15 protein-coding genes are annotated in these 16,173 nt (G+C 71.5%); 5 read left to right on the forward strand and 10 right to left on the reverse strand.

Annotated features, from left to right (window positions below; all coding sequences use genetic code 11):
* Position 1 precedes the first annotated feature (1 nt).
* From ACZ5SK_RS22095 to ACZ5SK_RS22130, 8 genes are all read right to left on the reverse strand, one after another.
* Positions 2-1,288: a flavin-containing monooxygenase gene (locus tag ACZ5SK_RS22095; protein ID WP_334581095.1), complete on the reverse strand. Its 1,287-nt coding sequence runs from the start codon at positions 1,286-1,288 to the stop codon at positions 2-4.
* A 141-nt stretch (positions 1,289-1,429) separates the two neighbouring features.
* The gene (locus ACZ5SK_RS22100; protein ID WP_334575446.1) at positions 1,430-2,131 is read right to left on the reverse strand and encodes a GntR family transcriptional regulator; all 702 of its coding nucleotides are present in this window, start codon (positions 2,129-2,131) and stop codon (positions 1,430-1,432) included.
* A 90-nt stretch (positions 2,132-2,221) separates the two neighbouring features.
* Positions 2,222-3,223 carry a proline racemase family protein gene (locus ACZ5SK_RS22105; RefSeq protein WP_334575444.1) on the reverse strand — a complete coding sequence of 334 codons (1,002 nt, stop codon included), beginning with the start codon at positions 3,221-3,223 and terminating at the stop codon, positions 2,222-2,224.
* A 24-nt stretch (positions 3,224-3,247) separates the two neighbouring features.
* A complete protein-coding gene (locus tag ACZ5SK_RS22110; protein WP_334575443.1) occupies positions 3,248-4,171 on the reverse strand; it encodes a dihydrodipicolinate synthase family protein in 924 nt (307 codons plus the stop codon).
* 85 nt (positions 4,172-4,256) lie between these two features.
* Complete coding sequence (locus tag ACZ5SK_RS22115; protein WP_468576499.1) at positions 4,257-5,687, reverse strand: FAD/NAD(P)-dependent oxidoreductase; 1,431 nt, start codon at positions 5,685-5,687, stop codon at positions 4,257-4,259.
* Positions 5,680-5,979, reverse strand: a complete 300-nt coding sequence (locus ACZ5SK_RS22120; protein ID WP_334575441.1) for a (2Fe-2S)-binding protein — start codon at positions 5,977-5,979, stop codon at positions 5,680-5,682. Before ACZ5SK_RS22120 ends, ACZ5SK_RS22115 begins: the two co-directional genes overlap by 8 nt.
* Entirely contained in the window at positions 5,976-7,166 is a 1,191-nt protein-coding gene (locus tag ACZ5SK_RS22125; protein WP_334575439.1) for an NAD(P)/FAD-dependent oxidoreductase, read from the reverse strand. Before ACZ5SK_RS22125 ends, ACZ5SK_RS22120 begins: the two co-directional genes overlap by 4 nt.
* 68 nt (positions 7,167-7,234) lie before the next feature.
* Positions 7,235-8,131, reverse strand: coding sequence for a hypothetical protein (locus tag ACZ5SK_RS22130; RefSeq protein WP_443041197.1), 897 nt, complete (start codon positions 8,129-8,131; stop codon positions 7,235-7,237).
* Between the two features lie 273 nt (positions 8,132-8,404).
* Between ACZ5SK_RS22130 and ACZ5SK_RS22135 the strand changes: the two genes are divergently transcribed.
* The 5 genes from ACZ5SK_RS22135 to ACZ5SK_RS22155 all read left to right on the forward strand — a co-directional run bounded on the left by ACZ5SK_RS22135 (position 8,405) and on the right by ACZ5SK_RS22155 (position 14,500).
* Positions 8,405-9,109, forward strand: a complete 705-nt coding sequence (locus tag ACZ5SK_RS22135; RefSeq protein ID WP_457494046.1) for a nucleotidyltransferase domain-containing protein — start codon at positions 8,405-8,407, stop codon at positions 9,107-9,109.
* Positions 9,110-9,469: 360 nt separating this feature from the next.
* Positions 9,470-11,668 carry an elongation factor G gene (locus ACZ5SK_RS22140; RefSeq protein ID WP_468576502.1) on the forward strand — a complete coding sequence of 733 codons (2,199 nt, stop codon included), beginning with the start codon at positions 9,470-9,472 and terminating at the stop codon, positions 11,666-11,668.
* A gap of 179 nt (positions 11,669-11,847) precedes the next feature.
* Positions 11,848-12,765, forward strand: coding sequence for an LLM class flavin-dependent oxidoreductase (locus ACZ5SK_RS22145; RefSeq protein WP_334575437.1), 918 nt, complete (start codon positions 11,848-11,850; stop codon positions 12,763-12,765).
* A 198-nt stretch (positions 12,766-12,963) separates the two neighbouring features.
* Positions 12,964-13,809, forward strand: coding sequence for an alpha/beta fold hydrolase (locus ACZ5SK_RS22150; RefSeq protein WP_334575436.1), 846 nt, complete (start codon positions 12,964-12,966; stop codon positions 13,807-13,809).
* A gap of 145 nt (positions 13,810-13,954) precedes the next feature.
* The gene (locus ACZ5SK_RS22155) at positions 13,955-14,500 is read left to right on the forward strand and encodes a hypothetical protein (protein ID WP_334575434.1); all 546 of its coding nucleotides are present in this window, start codon (positions 13,955-13,957) and stop codon (positions 14,498-14,500) included.
* Between the two features lie 264 nt (positions 14,501-14,764).
* On the opposite strand, the gene ACZ5SK_RS22160 is transcribed toward ACZ5SK_RS22155, so the two are convergent.
* Both ACZ5SK_RS22160 and ACZ5SK_RS22165 read right to left on the reverse strand, forming a co-directional pair.
* Positions 14,765-15,157, reverse strand: a complete 393-nt coding sequence (locus ACZ5SK_RS22160) for an SCO5389 family protein (RefSeq protein ID WP_334575433.1) — start codon at positions 15,155-15,157, stop codon at positions 14,765-14,767.
* Positions 15,158-15,215: 58 nt separating this feature from the next.
* Positions 15,216-16,169, reverse strand: a complete 954-nt coding sequence (locus ACZ5SK_RS22165; protein ID WP_334575432.1) for an ATP-binding protein — start codon at positions 16,167-16,169, stop codon at positions 15,216-15,218.
* Positions 16,170-16,173: the final 4 nt, after the last annotated feature.

The raw sequence follows: 16,173 nt of genomic DNA on the forward strand, positions 1-16,173 counted from the left end.
CTCACTCCTCGCGCAGTTCCTGCAGATACGGCGCTACGTTGACCTGGATCGACGCGCTCTCCCGCTGCCCGTACTGACCCGCCACACCGCTCAGGTACGTGGCGATCTCCTTGCGCATGACCTCCGCCTCCGGCAGCACCGCATCGCCGTTGACGAGCCGCGCGATCCACCGCGCCTGCGCCTCCACCAGCCGCGTGATCGAACCGACCGGGCGCACCAGACCGACGAAGAACAGTCCGGGACGGTCCGGGGCGACGACCCGTTTGTACAGCTCGACCGAGCCCTGTGCGCCGATCGGGCAGCCGGGCTCCAGGAACGGGAAGGTCATCTGGTAGCCGGTGCAGTACACGATCGCGTCGGCCCTGACCGATGTGCCGTCGACGAACGAGACCCGGCCGCCGTCGACGGCGGCGATCGACGGCTTCGGGGTGACCGCGCCATGGCGGATACGGCTGAGGATCTCGTCGGAGATGGTGACGGCCGAGGCGAAGACCGGATGGTCCGGCTCGGGCAGCCCGTGGTCGCGGAGTCTGCCGCGGGCGATCAACAGGGCCTGTTCGATGAAACGGCGCTGCTCGGCCAGGGACATGCTGATCCACCACGGCGCGTCGGCGATCTCGTCGAGCGCCATGCCGAACAACTGCTTGGGCATGATGTGCAGTCCCCGGCGTGCCGAGAGAACGGTCAGCTCGGCGTGCCGGGACAGGTCCGCGGCGATGTCCACCGCCGAGTTGCCGAGCCCCACGACGATGACGCGCTGTCCGGCGAACGCGCTGCCGTCGAGGTAGTCGAGAGAATGGCGAATCGTCCCGGTGAACGTCTCGGCGCCCTTCGGCAGAGCGGGCATCGACGGCTCCGAGTTGTGCCCGGAGGCGACGATCACCTGCGTGAAACTGCGGGACGCCATCGTGCCGTCGGCATCCCGGCTGACGACCGTCCACCCACCGTCGGCCTTCTGCCGTACGGATTCCACGGTCGTACCCAGCTCGATGCGGTCCCGTATGCCGGCCCACTCGGCGAACGAGCTCAGATAGGCGGCGACTTGACTGTGCCGGGGGTAGAGCGGGTAGGAAGCGGGCATCGGGAAGTCCGCGTAACCCGTGAGCTGCTTGGCGGTGTTGAGGTGCAGCGACAGATAGCCGGGGCCGCGCTCGCCCGCCTGCGGCCGACGCCACAGCCCGCCGACGTCACTCGACTGCTCCAGGCAGACGAAGTCGACACCGGCGCTCTTCAGGGCGTGTGCCGTCGCCAGCCCCGACAGTCCCGCACCGATCAGACACAGACGCACGGCTTCCCCCACGGGATAGACACCATCCTTTCGCGCACGGGCAATTGACTGCCCAACCGGCGCTGCGCCCACTCTTCTCCCGTCCGCGACAAGGATCACAGGACGTTTCGGGGACGCCGGGGTATCTGCGCGGAGGGCGGCCTACTCGCGGGCTGACGCCCACAACCCCCGGACATGCCCCAGATGCCGTGTCATGACCTCGCGAACGGCCCGTTCGTCGCGTGTCAGCAGGGCGTCCAGAAGCTCCAGGTGTTCTTCGGCGGAGGCCAGCAGACGGCCGGAGGCGGAGAGCGCGGTCAGGCCGTACAGGCGGGCGCGGCCGCGCAGTTCCCGGACGACCTCGACGAGATGGGCGTTACCGGCCAGGGCGAGCAGGCCCAGGTGGAAGCGGGTGTCGGCCTCGACGTAGGCGATGAGGTCGCCCGCGACCGCGGCGGCGACGATCTCCCGGGCGGCGGGGCGGAGTGCCTCCAGCGACACCGGGTCGGCGCTCGTCGCCAGCGCCGCCACCGTGGGGATCTCGATCAGCGCGCGGATGTGCGTGTATTCGTCGAGCTGCCGGTCGGAGACGTCCGTGACCCGGAACCCCTTGTTGGGGACCGCGTCCACCAGGCCCTCCTTGGCGAGATCCAGCATCGCCTCGCGGACCGGCGTCGCCGAGACGCCGAAGCGGGTGGCGAGGGTCGGCGCCGAGTACACCTCGCCGGGGCGCAGTTCGCCCGCGATCAGCGCGGCCCGCAGGGCGTCCGCGACCCGCTCGCGGTAGCTGCTGCGGCGCCCGCCGAGCACGGGGAGCGACGGCTCGGCGGGCGGCTGGCTGCTGCTCACGGGCGGCGGGGCCATGGTGGGTCTCCTCGGAAGCGGGCTGTGCCATCGCACTGTGCCATGTCACGTATCACGGCCATCAGTATCTACGGCGGGCGGGCCCCGGTGTCACAGGACGAACCCCGCCGGGAACGGGTCCGTCGGGTCCAGCAGGTACTGGGCCGTTCCCGTGATCCAGGCCCGGCCGGTGAAGCTGGGCAGTACCGCCGGGCGGCCGGCGACCTCCGTCGTGCCGAGCAGCCGCCCCGTGAACCGGGTGCCGATGAAGGACTCGTTCACGAACTCGGTGCGCAACGGCAGCTCGCCCCGGGCGTGCAGTTGCGCCATGCGCGCGCTCGTCCCCGTACCGCAGGGCGAGCGGTCGAACCAGCCGGGGTGGATGGCCATCGCATGCCGCGAGTGCCGGGCGGTGGCGCCGGGCGCGTACAGGTGGACGTGGTGGCAGCCGCGGATGGACGGGTCCTCGGGGTGGACCGGCTCCTCCTCGGAGTTGATCACCTCCATCAGGGACAGGCCGGCCCGCAGGATGTCGTCCTTTCGAGCGCGGTCGAAGGGCAGCCCGAACTCCTCCAGGGGCAGGATCGCGTAGAAGTTGCCGCCGTAGGCCAGGTCGTATGTCACGCTGCGCCCGTCGGGCAGGGTCGCCCTGCGGTCCAGCGCGACCGCGAAGGAGGGGACGTTCTGCAAGGTCACGGAGGTGGCCGCGCCGTCCTCGACGGTCACCTCGGCGACGACGAGTCCGGCCGGGGTGTCCAGGCGGATGGTGGTGACCGGTTCGACCACCTCCACCATGCCCGTCTCGACGAGTACCGTCGCCACCCCGATCGTGCCGTGCCCGCACATCGGCAGGTAGCCGGAGACCTCGATGTAGACGACGCCCCAGTCGCAGTCCGGCCGCGTGGGCGGCTGGAGGATCGCGCCGCTCATCGCGGAGTGCCCGCGCGGCTCGTTCATCAGCAACTGCTTGACGTCGTCGCGGTGTTCACGGAAGTACAGCCGCCGCTCGTTCATCGTCGCGCCGGGGATGGTGCCGATCCCGCCGGTGATCACTCGGGTGGGCATGCCCTCGGTGTGCGAGTCGACGGCGTGCAGGACGAGCTTGCTGCGCATGAAGTCCCCTTGTCCGGTGCGGAGTTACGCGAGTCCTGCGGCGACGGCCTTCTCGGTGGCCGCGCGGACCGTCGCCTCCTGGTCCGGCAGCAGTGGGACCCGTGGCGGACGGCAGCCGCCGCCGTAGCGGCCCACGACGTCCATCGAGAGTTTGATCGCCTGGACGAACTCGACGCGGGAGTCCCAGCGCAGCAGCGGGTGGAGCTGACGGTACAGGGGGAGCGCCGTGGTGAGATCACCGGCGACGGCCGCCCGGTACAGCTGCACCGAGGCCTTCGGCAGCGCGTTGGGGTAGCCCGCCACCCAGCCCTTCGCCCCCGCCACGGCCAACTCCAGCAGCACGTCGTCGGCGCCGATCAACAGGTCGAGTTCGGGGGCGAGTTCGGCGATCCGATAAGCGCGTCGGACATCGCCGGAGAACTCCTTGACGCCGTGGATGAGACCCTCTCCGTGCAGCCGCGCCAGCAGGTCGGGCACGAGGTCGACCTTGGTGTCGATCGGGTTGTTGTACGCCACGACCGGCAGGCCCGCCCGGGCGACCTCCGCGTAGTGGGCCACGACGGAACGCTCGTCCGCTCGGTAGGCGTTGGGCGGCAGCAGCATCACCGCTTCGCAGCCCGCCTCGGCGGCCCGCTCGGCCCAGCGGCGGGCCTCCGCGGAGCCGTACGCGGCGACGCCGGGCATCACCCGCGCCCCGCCGATCGCGGTCACCGCCGTCTCCACCACCCTGGTGCGTTCCTCGGGCGTGAGCACCTGGTACTCGCCCAGCGAGCCATTGGGTACGACGCCGTCGCAGCCGTTCGCCACCAGCCAGGCGCAGTGCTCTGCGTACCGGTCGTAGTCGACGGAGAGGTCGTGCCTGAGCGGGAGCGCGGTGGCGACGAGGACACCACGCCAGGGGCGATGCCGGGGATCGGCGGGGCCGGGGGGAGGGGTGGGGGCGGTCATCCGAGGTCCCTTTCAGGTGGCGTTCGATGAGCGTTCGACGAGTGGTGGGAGACGGGCGTGTGGCGTGGGAGTGACATGTGACATATCACTGGGTCCTCGGGGTGGGGTCCGTCGGCGGGGCGGCCAGCACCGCCAGGGGCACGGGGCGGGCCAGCAGCCGGCGGGCCGGGGTGAGCTCACAGCCGGCGACACCGGCCACGCCGGGCTCGCACATCCGGCCCTGGCACCAGCCCATGCCGGCCCGGGTCAGCAGTTTCACGGTGCGCAGGTCACCCGCGCCGAGTGTGCCTACGGCCTCGCGGACGGCGCCCGCGGTGACCTCCTCGCAACGGCACACGACCGTTTCGTCGCTCACCTGGTCCGTCCACCGGACGGGCCGTGCGGCGTACGCGCCGTCCAGTGCCGCGAAGAACGCCCGCAGCCGGGTCCGGGACCGGGCGGCCGGCGCCCACGCTCGGGGGTCGGGAACCGTGCCGGTCAGCCTGGCCGCCGCCGACCGTCCGGCGATATGCCCCTCGGCGAGCGACAGCGTCGCGCCGCCGATGCCCGTGGTCTCCCCGGCGGCCCAGACGCCGGGGACGTCGGTGCGCTGTTCGTCGTCGACGCGTACGCCCGGCCCGTCGAGGCGACAGCCGAGCCCCTCGGCGAGATCGGTGTGCGGCAGCAGGCCGTGCCCGACGGCCAGGGTGTCGCAGGGGACACGTCGCTCGGAACCGGGCACCGGCCTGCCCTCGGCGTCCAGCGCGGCGACGACGACGTACTCCAGCCGTTCGGCCCCGTGCGCTTCCAGCACCAGGTGACGGGCCGTCACCGGGACGCGGTGGCGCAGGAGTCGGGCCGCGTACCCGGCCCCTTCGGCCAGCTTCCGAGGGGCTGTGGCCCAGGCCGGGGCGCGACGCACGAAGTTCCCCGGCCCGGCCGACTCGACCAGGGCGACGATCCGCGCACCTGCAGCGGCGAGGCCGGCCGCGACGGGCAGCAGCAAGGGGCCCGTGCCGGCCACGACGGCCGTACGGCCGGGCAGCACGAGTCCGCCCTTCAGCAGGGCCTGGGCGCCGCCCGCGGTGATCACACCGGGCAGGGTCCAGCCGGGGAACGGCAGGACCTTCTCGTAGCCGCCGGTCGCCAGCAGCACCCCGTCGGCGCGGACCGCGACGGACTCCTCCTGCCCAGGACCCGTCAGAGCGTGCACGGTGAAGCCGTCTGATTCGCCCGAGCCGCTCGACTCCCGTTCCACACACCACACATGACGGTCATTCAGATGCGTGACGCGTCCGGTGGCGAGGTGGGTGTCGAGTCCGGCGCGCAGTCGCTCCCAGGTGCGCCACTGGTGGTGGAGTGCCTGGGGGCGACGGGCGCGGAGTGCGGGTGCGGGCTGCCGGTAGAACTGTCCGCCCGCCTCGGCGGCGGAGTCGATCAGCACCACCCGCACGCCGTGCGCCGCGGCTGCCGACGCGGCGGCGAGCCCGGCCGGGCCCGCGCCGATCACCGCGAGCACCGGGTGCCGCTCAGTCATCGTGGCCCGTCCCTTCCTGCGTGCGGATGTCCGCGCCCGGCGCGGCCGGCACCAGGCAGGCGCGCTGGTTGGGGCGGCCGTCGACGGTCACCAGGCAGTCGAAGCACACGCCGATCCCGCAGAAGACCCCGCGCGCACGCCCTCCGCCCCGTGTGGTGCGCCAGGCCGTGACACCGGACGACCACAGTGCGGCGGCGATCGTCTGCCCGGGCAGTGCCTCGATCTCCCGGCCGTCGAAGGTGAGGGCGAACGGGGTGCCGGGGCGCGCCCGGACCAGCTTCAGGGGGTTCACGGCACGGCCTCCTCGGCGGAGCGGTCGGGGTGGTCGGGGTGGTCGGGGTGGTCGAAGCGGTCGGGGCGGAACGGTGTCAGGCTCAGTTCAGGGCCCTGACCGGCGAGGGTTTGCGCGATCAGGTGGCCGGTGCCGGTGGCGAGCCCGATGCCCGCGCCCTCGTGGCCACAGGCGTGGAACAGTCCGGGCACGCGGGGGTCGGGTCCGATGGCGGGGAGGTGGTCGGGCATGTACGGGCGGAAGCCGAGATACGTGCGCATCGCCCGTACCTGCTCCAGGAACGGGAACAGGCGGGTCGCCCCTGCCGCCAGGGCGCGGACGACCGGCAGCGAGAAGGACCGGTCGAAGCCGACCCGTTCCCGGCTCGCGCCGATCAGCACCGGCCCGGCGGCGGTCCCCTCGACGACCGGTGAGGTCTGCAGGGCGGCCGAGTCGCTCGCCACGTCGGCCACGTAGTCGGCGGCGTACACCTTGTGCCGCACCCGGCGTGGCAGCGGCTCGGTGACCAGGACGAAGCCCCGGCGGGGGAGTACCGGCAGCCCCACCCCCGCCAGTTCGGCGACCTGCGCACCCCAGGTCCCGGCCGCGTTCACCACGACCGGCGCGAGGATGTCGCCCCGGTCGGTCCGCACGCCCCGGACGGCGCCGTCGGCGCCGCGCAGGATCCGTGTCACGGCGCGACCGGTCTCCAGCCGCGCGCCCGAGGCCCGTACGAGGTGCGCGGCGGCAAGGGTGGGCATGACCTGGGCGTCCTGCGGATACAGCACACCGCCCGCGAGGCCGGGTGCCAAGTACGGTTCCAGGTCGTGGAGTTGGTCCGCTCCGACGTGGACCGTCTCCACCCCGGCAGCCCGCTGACCGGTCGCCAGGTCCGTCAGGGCGGTGAGGGCGTCGGGGGCGGACGCGACGACGAGGCCGCCCTTGGGCTCGTACTCGACGGCCGTGCCCAGCTCCTGGGCCAGCTCGGCCCACAACCTGGCAGACAGCAAGGCCAGTTGGAGCTCGGGTCCTGGCTCCTTGTCGGAGACGAGGAGGTTGCCCTCGCCCGCGCCGGTCGTGCCGCCGGCCACGGGGCCGCGGTCGACCAGCACCACCTCCAGCCCGGCACGGGCCGCGTACAGCGCGCAGGCGGCGCCCACCATGCCGGCGCCGACGACCACGACGTCACCGCTCGGTCGCTTGGTCACGACAGTAATATGTCACATGGTTCTGCTCGGAGGAAGAAGGCCGGACGAGGCCGGGCGCAGAGCCTCGATCAGTCGAACTGGCTGGGCTCCGGAGCCGGTGTACGGCCCTCCCGGACGTCCTTCAGCCGCGTCGTGCCATGGCTCACTGCGTCCTTGGTGCTGTCGTGGTCCACGCCGTCGGTGCCGCCGTTCGTGACCGTGATCGCGTCGTCGCCGACCCGTACGACGGCGACGTCGAGGGTGAGCGTGACCGGCGAACCCCCCGAGACGCCCTGCACCGTCACGGTCACGCCCTGCCGGGCGTCGCCTGCCTTGGGCAGGGAGGCCTCGACGACCTGCACGGTTCGGGTGGAGTTGTCTGAGCCGACCGCGTTGAACTGGTCGCAGTCGGTCGGAAGCGACTCCAGCCACTTCAGTGACTGGTCGAGGTCGGCCTTGTCGTATGCGGCGACCTGGTAGAGCAGCCGGGAGTCGCCCTGCTGGAAGCCGGTGAGTGCCGACCCGCCCGACGGCTTGCCCAGCAGGTCGTTCTCGTAGAGACCGTCGAGCAGTCGCTGACAGTTGGCGGCCTGCGTCTTGGCGGTGAGGAACTGGGCGACGTCGACCTTGTCGATCAGCAGGGTGTCGTGCCAGTTCCCCGCGGTCTTGACCTGATTCCAGGCGTCCTCCAGATCTCCCTCCGTGATCAGTGCGATCTGTGCGCGGGCGTTCGTGAGCGGCAGGTCCGGGGACTTGGTGGCGGTCCGCTCGGCGACGGGTCTGGCCGCGACACCCGAGTCGGTCGACGCGCTGTCGTCCCCGTCGGAACAGGCCGCGGTGGCCAGCAGCGTTCCGCAGGCCAGGACGGCGGCCAGGACGCGCGCGGGACGAGCCGGACGAGCCGGACGGGTCGGACGGGTCGGACCGGCCGGGCCCGGCGGGCGGGGCGGGCAGGACGGGCGGGACGACGGGCGAGGGGTGGTCACGGGTGCCTCCTGAGGGCGGGGCCGGCTGCCCCCGCTCCTCCACGGCACCACCGGCCACGCCGCGCGACCAGTGCAATGAGCCGTACGGGTGAGGCGGCGGGCGTGGGGACGGTCGCGGCGAGGGCGGGGCGAGCGGGGCGACCGGGCGGGCGCCGCCGGAGCGGGCGCCGCCGAAAAATGTGAGGTGCTCGGGGTCGGCGCCGGGGCATCATGGCGGTCCCGTCGCCCGACCCGGCGGCGCTGATCAGCATCGGGGAACGACCGGGGGCACCAGTGACCGTCACCAACATCCTGCTGTCCGGCATCGTCGGCTCGACCGCCTACGGGCTCGCCCACGAAGGCTCCGACGTGGACCGCCTCGGCATGTTCGCCGCCCCCACCGAGGAACTGCACGGCCTGCACCGGCCGCAGGAGTCGCATGTCAGCACGTCACCCGACCGCACCCTGCACGAGGCCGCGAAGTGGTGCCGACTCGCCCTCGGCGGCAACCCGACGGTGATGGAACTCGTCTGGCTGCCGGACGAGTTGTACGAGGTGCGCACTGCCCTGGGTGACGAACTCATCGCCTTGCGCGAGACGTTGCTCAGCGCACGACGGGTCCGCGACGCCTATCTCGGTTACGCCACCCAGCAGTTCCGCAGACTCCAGAACCGCAGCGAAGGGGCCCTGACCGCGGGCACCCGCAGCCGGACCGCCAAGCACGCCCGTCACCTCAAGCGGCTGTGCACCCAGGGCTACGAGCTCTACACCACAGGGAAGTTGACGATTCGCGTCGAGGACCCCGAGAGCTATCACCGGTTCGGCGAACAGGTCGCCGCCGACCCCGAAGCGGCGCTGCCGCTGCTGCGGGGATTCGAGGACGCCTTCGCCGGGACGCGCAGCGTTCTGCCCGAACACCCCGACGACGCAGCTGCCGACGCATGGCTGCGTCAGGTGCGGAGGCAGTTCTACCCGGTGGCGGTGGGCCCGGTGCGATAAATCGCGTGCCGGGCACGCCCGCCCGCCCCTACACTCACCGAAGACCAAGCGTGGCCCACGATCAGGGCGCGCCGCACCGATGCGAACGAGGGGAGCCCGCCATGCGTGACCATACCGCTGTCGCCGCTCCCCGCTCCCGCTACGAGGTGATCCTCGTGTCTTCGTCCGTCCGGTGCTCGCTGCGCGGCCGGCACCGGATGTCCTGACGAAGGGCTGAGTAGCCCAACATGCCGTCTTGAATCGGTATCTGACGGTCCGTCATGTCTGTGCTCATGCACATATATGTCATGCACGTGCTGCCCGTCTTCGTCCGGAAATCGCGCTGCCCGTTCTCGGAAACACCCCGAAAGGCCAAGGGCCGTGCGCAACAACCTCGACCGTCACCTCCTTGCCGTACGCAACCTGGGCATCCTCGCCCATGTCGACGCGGGCAAGACCACCGTCACCGAACGGATCCTGTACGCCACCGGGACCACGCACAAGCGCGGCGAGGTCCACGACGGCACCACCATCACCGACTTCGACCCCCAGGAGCGCGACCGTGGGATCACCATTTTCGCCGCGGCCGTCAGCTGCGGCTGGGACGGTCACCGCATCAACCTGATCGACACCCCCGGGCACGTCGACTTCGCCGACGAGGTGGAGCGATCCCTGCGGGTGCTCGACGGGGCGGTGGCGGTGTTCGATGCCGTCGCCGGCGTGGAGCCGCAGAGTGAATCGGTGTGGCGGCAGGCAGACCGGCACGGCGTTCCCCGGATCGCGTTCGTCAACAAGCTCGACCGGGTCGGCGCCGACCTCGACTCCGCGGTGGCGTCGATCCGTGCACGCCTCCACCCGGTCCCGCTGGTCGTGCACCTGCCCATCGGCAGGGAGAACGACTTCACCGGCGTCGTCGATCTGCTCCGCATGCGGGCGCTGACCTGGAGCGACGACGGCGAAACGGCCGGCGGGACGATCGTCGAGGCGGCTGTGCCGCAGGAGCTTCGGGAGGACGCGATGCGTCGGCGCAGGCTGCTGGAAGAGGCTGTGGCGGAGCGGCATCCGGCAGCGCTGGAGGAGTTCTGCGACCGGGAGACGCTGTCTGCCGAGACCCTCTCCCAAGCGCTGGGCGACCTGACCCGCACGGGCGACGGCGTGGTCGTGCTGTGCGGCTCGGCCTACCGCAATCGCGGCATCGAGCCGCTGCTGGACGCCGTCGTCGCCTACCTGCCGTCGCCGCTGGACGTGCCGCCGGTACGCGGTGTGCAGGCCGCCGGCCGCAGCACGCGGAGGGGTGCCGACCGTGTGCAGGGAGACGCCGACAGTACGCAGGCAGGCGCCGACAGCATGCGGCGAGACGTCGATCGTGTGCAGGAGGCCGTCGGTGAGCAACGGCCCGCCGACCCCTCCGCGCCGTTCGCCGCTCTCGCGTTCAAGGTCAGCGCCACGCCGACCGGTCGGCTCACCTACCTGCGGGTGTACTCGGGCACGATCGAGAAGGGGGACGCGGTGTGGGAGTCGGGCACGCGACGCACCGAGCGGATCGGTCGGATCCTGCGTGTGCAGGCCGACCGGCACGCCCAGGTGGAGCGCGCGGTCGCCGGGGACATCGTGGCCGTGATCGGGCTGAAGTCGGCGCGTGCGGGCTCGACCCTGTGCGCGCCGGAGGCGCCGATCGTCCTCGAACCGCCCGGGGTCGCCGAACCGGTCGTCTCCGTGGCGGTCGAGGCGCGGACGAGCACCGACGCCGACCGGCTGGCCTCGGCACTCGCGCGGCTCGCGGAGGAGGATCCGTCGCTGGTCGTCAGGACCGATGCCGAGACCGGTCAGACGGTGCTGTCGGGCATGGGTGAACTGCATCTGGAGGTCGCGGTGGAGAAGGTGCGCCGTGGCCTCGGCGTGGAGGTCAACGTGGGGCGTCCGAGGGTGACGTATCGCGAGACGGTCGCCCGTGGGGTGTCCGGCCTGCTCTTCCGGCACGTCAAACAGGACGGTGGCGCCGGCCAGTTCGCGCACGTCGTGCTCGACGTCGAACCGCTCGACGCGGTCGGCGGCGAGAGGGCGGACGGCGACGTCGAAACCGGTTTCGCGTTCCGTTCGGCCGTCGTGGGCGGTCGGGTGCCGCAGGAGTACGTCCGTGCCGTCGAGGCCGGCTGCCGGGACGCGCTTGCCGAGGGTCCCCTGGGCGGGCACCCGGTCACCGGGCTGCGGGTCACCCTCACCGATGGGGCGACCCATGTGAAGGACTCCTCGGAGACCGCCTTCCGCGCGGCCGGCCGGCTCGCGCTGCGGGAGGCCCTGCGCCGCTGCGCGATGGTCCTGCTGGAACCGGTTGTCGAGGTGTGCGTCACCGTTCCCGAGGACGCCGTCGGCGGAGTCCTCGGAGACCTGGCCGCTCGGCGCGGGAGGGTCACCGACTCGACCGTGCGCGGCGCTTCGGCGGTGATCACCGCGACCGTGCCGCTGGCCGAGCTGTTCGGCTACGCGACCCGGCTGCGCAGCCGCACCCAGGGCCGAGGCACGTTCTCGGCCCGACCTACGGGATACGCTCCGGCACCGGTGTCGGCGGTCACCAAGTAGGTCCCGAGTTCGTAAGGCGTAGGTCCGCGGACCCTGGACCGTGGACCTACGCCCCCTACGGCGTCGTACGTCACAAGTCCCGTTGTCGGTTCGCGCCACGCACCCATACCGTTCGTGGCACGAACTGAAAGGGGTGTCCCGCGGACGCTCCACCGACGGGGGGAAGGGCTGTCTTCGCCATGCCACTGCACAGCAAGCCGTTGTTCGGGACCGGGATCAGCACAGCCGTCGACGAGGTCGAGGAAACCCTCCGCCTGGCCGTCCAGGCCGACCGACAGGGCTTGGACCTGGTGACCGTTTCCGACCACCCTTACTTCGGCGGTCGGCTCGACGCGTACGCCATCCTCGGTGTCGTCCTCGGCCGTACCGAGCGGGTCTCCGGGCTGGTGTGCGTCACCAACCTGCCCAGCCGCCCGGCGCCGATGCTGGCCCGCACGGTCACCTCGCTGTCCGCCCTCACCGGCGGCCGGCTGGTGCTGGGCATGGGGGCGGGCGGGCTCTGGGACGACATCGCCCGGCTCGGGCTGCCCAAGCTCGGGCCGGGCGCCGCGGTACGCGCGCTCGAAGAGGCGATCACCCTGGTCCGGCTGCTCTGCGGGAAAGGCGAACCGGTCACGTTCGAGGGAGAGTTCTACCAGGTCCGGGATCTGGAACCCGCCCCCGTCGAGGTGCCGCCGGTGTGGACGGGCGCCGTCGGCCCGAAGTCCCTTGCCGTCACGGGGCGGGTGGCCGACGGCTGGATACCCGGGCATGCCGCGGACTGGCTCAGCCCGCGCTACCGGGAGTCGCGGCCCGTCATCGACGAAGCGGCGCTGACGGCGGGCCGCCAACCCGGCGACGTCGCCACCGTCTACAACCTGCCCGGCGTCATCACAGCCACCGCGTCGGCCGCCCCGCGCGACCGCGAAGGGCGCTGGCGGGGCGGCTCGGTCGGCCAGTGGGTGGAGGAACTCACCGGCGCGGCCCTGGAGTTCGGGGCGTCCGGGTTCGTGCACTTCCGGGTCGAGGACGGCACCCCCGCCGACGTCACACTCGGCCGCTGGGCCGAGGAGATCGCACCGGCGGTACGCGAGGCGGTCCGCTCCGCCCGGAACTGACTCAACGTCAGAAATCTGTGCCATCAGCCGGTTCATGATTATGAGAGCAATGCCGACAGTGCTGCCGCAGTTCCGGACTGCGTGAGAAGCCCGCGTCGACGGTGGGGCGTCGGGACAAGCGCTCGGTTGTGCCGGCGCGGGGCGTCCCTGAGGGGAATCCCGTTGCCCGCCGAGCCCGCCGCTGTGAGGCTCTGTCCTATGTCGATCTTCACCGCCTCCGACGGAACCCGCCTCGCCCACCACGAGTCGGGGGACGGTCCGCCGCTGGTCTGTCTGCCCGGTGGCCCCATGCAGTCCGCGGCGTACCTGGGCGATCTCGGCGGCCTCTCCGCCCACCGCCGTCTGATCGGACTGGACCTCAGAGGTACCGGTGAGTCGGCCGCCCCCGCGGACACCGCGTCGTACCGCTGCGACCGCCAGGTCGACGACGTCGACGCCCTGCGCGAGCACCTCGGGCTCGACCGGATCGACCTGCTCGCGCACTCCGGCGGGGCCAACCTGGCGATCCTGTACGCCACCCGTCACCCGGACCGCGTCAACCGTCTGCTGCTGATCACGCCGAGTGTGTACGCGGTAGGTCTCGGGATCACCGCCGAGGACCGTCTGACGACTGCCCGGCTGCGCGGGAATGAGCCATGGTTCGCCGCCGCCTACGCGGCGCTGGAGGATGTCACCGCCGACCGGGGCGCCGCCGGCTCCTGGCAGGCCATCGCCCCCTTCTTCCATGCCCGTTGGGACGAGGAGGCCCGGGCCTTCGACCAGGCGGGCGAGCGGCAGCGGAACGACGAGGCGGCAGCCGTGTACGCCGCCGAGGGCGCCTTCGACCCGACCGCGACCCGCGAAGTCCTCGCCGCCTTCCCGTCCCCGGTGCTGATCCTCGCGGGACAGGTGGACGTGGCGGGACCGCCGCGCGTGATGCGGGAGTTCGTGGAACTGTTCCCCAAGGCCGAGCTCGTCGTGCAGCCGGGGGCGGGGCACTACCCGTGGCGGGACGATCCCGAGCGGTTCGTGACGACCGTGAAGCGTTTCATGGACATGGGTTGACGGCCTGAGGCGGGCAGCGTGCGAGTGTGCAGACGGGTCGTTCACGCGAACGAGTGAACTCATGGCGGACGGGGCACGCGCGAAATCGGCGGGCCGTTGTGCGGGTGTCGGGATCTTCCCGCTTGTGAGGACCACGGGGGTACACATGAGCCTGCATTTCCAGCGCAACGCCGATGGCACGCTCACCGGCCGCAACACCGAGACCGGCTACACGGTCACCTTGGCGGACGAGGAGGAGGTGCAGCGGCTGGTCTACGAGGACGCCGGCTGCGAGTACACTCCGCCGCCCGCTCCTCCGCCGCCGGGGTTCCACCGGTTCGCCCTGGTGCACGAGGAGTTCGGCCAAGGGGGCTTCGGGGACGAGCGGTACGAGAGCCTGCGCACACGTCCGCCCACCGGCTGCGAACCCGCCGACTGGGGCTGCTTCGCCCTGGAGTGCGAGCGACCGGGGGCCTCGCTCCTGAGTGCCGTGTCCGACACCGTCGCCGAGATCCGCCGGGAGCACGGGCTGGTGATGAACAGCCTCGGCATCGAGAAACCCGACGAGTGGTTCGGGGAGGACAGAAACGGCTACGGCGCACAGATCGTGGCGCATCTGATGCTCATGTCGGCCCATCGCGCCGCACTCCTCGGATACGGGCGGAAGGACTTGGTGCGGCTGCTCGATGCCACGGGGATCGGCTGGGCGTGAGGTCTGGTGGGCGATGAGGGCAGCGATGGGAGGGACGACGCGAGACCGGGTGAAGCCTCAAAGGGCCGTTGGCGGTTCATATGCGGCGAGCGACTCGCGGGTACTGCGCCTGTGGAGCACCGGACTTCACTCCCGACGTCCGTGTCGTGTTCACGGCGGCCTGCGGGAAGGCCGTGCCCGTCTCGCGGAATCTCCTGAGCCTCGGCACGGTCTTCCTCGCGTGGCCGTGAGCCGCGTCGACGACTGCGTGTGTTCGTGTCGGCGTCAGCAGTCCCGCAGTTCCGCCGACTGGTTCAGTACCTGGGCCCGCGTGGACGTGAAGCGTGCATACGTGTCCCCGTTCCGCGCCCCCGGGCGGAACGCTGCGACGCGGTGGCAGTTCTGGAAGGCCAGGGCGATGTCGAAGTGGCGTTCCAGGCTGCCGCGGATGGCATCGCTGGCCATGGCGCGCAGCAGCTGGCCGCGCTCCTGCTCGGACGCCGGCGGTGTCTGGTTGTCGGTGAACTCGCTGATTCCGGCGTGCAGTTGGGAGGCGAGGGAGTCGACGAGCTCGTAGGCGTAGGGGAGGGAGGTACGGACCGTGTCCACGAAGTCCTCCTCGCGGATGGCACCGGCTTCGGCCTCGGCGAGGAGCTTCGGGGAGACGTCGAGAGACATGGGTATGAGGTCCTGTTCTTGTGGAGGGGAGAGGGAGGGTGAGGTTGTTCGGGTCCGCCTACGGCAGTGACGCCGGGCCGGGGACGAACTCCGGGTCCACCTGCGCCGCGAGGTCCTGGCCCGTTGCCTTGTTCGCCCAGGACCGGGCATTGCGCAGATGGAAGTCGACGGCGTGGCGGTGCAGGGTCGGCCAGTCCTTCGCGCGGGCGTCGACCGTCTCACGCAGGACGTTGAGGGCGTGGCGGTTGGTGTCCTCCAACGCGCCCTGGGGGCTGCCCCGTTCGGCCGAGCGGACCCAGGGCGAGAGAACGAGGTGGGTGAGCAGGTCGTCGCCCACTTCCTTCTTGAGGAAGAGCAGATCGTCCTCGCCGGTCACCTTGTTGCCGATCACGGCGAGAGGGATGTCGAACTCTCGGGCGTGGTCACGGTACTGGCGGTAGACGGAGACGCCCCTGCGGGTCGGTTCGGCCACCAGGAACGTCATGTCGAAGCGGGTGAACAGTCCGGAGGCGAAGGCGTCGGCACCGGCAGTCATGTCCATCACCAGATACTCGCCGGGACCGTCCACCAAGTGGCTCAGGTAGAGCTCCACCGCGCCCAGCTTGGAGTGGTAGCAGGCCACGCCCAGGTCGCTCTCGTCGAACTCGCCCGTCACCATCAGCGGCACACCGCCCACCCGTTGGACATGACGGGCGTGCAGTGCGTCGTGGCCCAGCAGGCGCAGTAGTCGGGAGCCGCGGCCCGGCGGGGTCGTCTTGACCATGGCCTCACGGGAGGTGATCCGCGGGTTGGTGCCGCGCAGCAGGTCCTTGATCTCGCCCAGGTGTGCGGCCAGGGGCGGGGCGGTGAAGGGCGGCGTTTCGGCCGTGGGGTCCAGGGCCTCGGACAGATGCTGGTTGATGTCGCCGTCCACGGCGAGCACCGGTGCGCCGGACTGCGCCAACTGCCGAGCGAACAGGGCCGACAGCGTCGTCTTGCCGCTGCCGCCCTTCCCCACGAACGCGACGCGCACCTAT

This window comes from Streptomyces sp. NPDC031474 (genome assembly GCF_055581185.1).

Coding starts and splice junctions, on each gene's coding strand:
- ACZ5SK_RS22100 (WP_334575446.1), bottom strand. CDS start 2,131: ATGGCCCCGCCGCCCGTGAGCAGCAGCCAGCCGCCCGCCGAGCCGTCG.
- ACZ5SK_RS22115 (WP_468576499.1), bottom strand. CDS start 5,687: ATGACTGAGCGGCACCCGGTGCTCGCGGTGATCGGCGCGGGCCCGGCC.
- ACZ5SK_RS22160 (WP_334575433.1), bottom strand. CDS start 15,157: ATGTCTCTCGACGTCTCCCCGAAGCTCCTCGCCGAGGCCGAAGCCGGT.
- ACZ5SK_RS22145 (WP_334575437.1), top strand. CDS start 11,848: ATGCCACTGCACAGCAAGCCGTTGTTCGGGACCGGGATCAGCACAGCC.
- ACZ5SK_RS22150 (WP_334575436.1), top strand. CDS start 12,964: ATGTCGATCTTCACCGCCTCCGACGGAACCCGCCTCGCCCACCACGAG.
- ACZ5SK_RS22155 (WP_334575434.1), top strand. CDS start 13,955: ATGAGCCTGCATTTCCAGCGCAACGCCGATGGCACGCTCACCGGCCGC.
- ACZ5SK_RS22110 (WP_334575443.1), bottom strand. CDS start 4,171: ATGACCGCCCCCACCCCTCCCCCCGGCCCCGCCGATCCCCGGCATCGC.
- ACZ5SK_RS22105 (WP_334575444.1), bottom strand. CDS start 3,223: ATGCGCAGCAAGCTCGTCCTGCACGCCGTCGACTCGCACACCGAGGGC.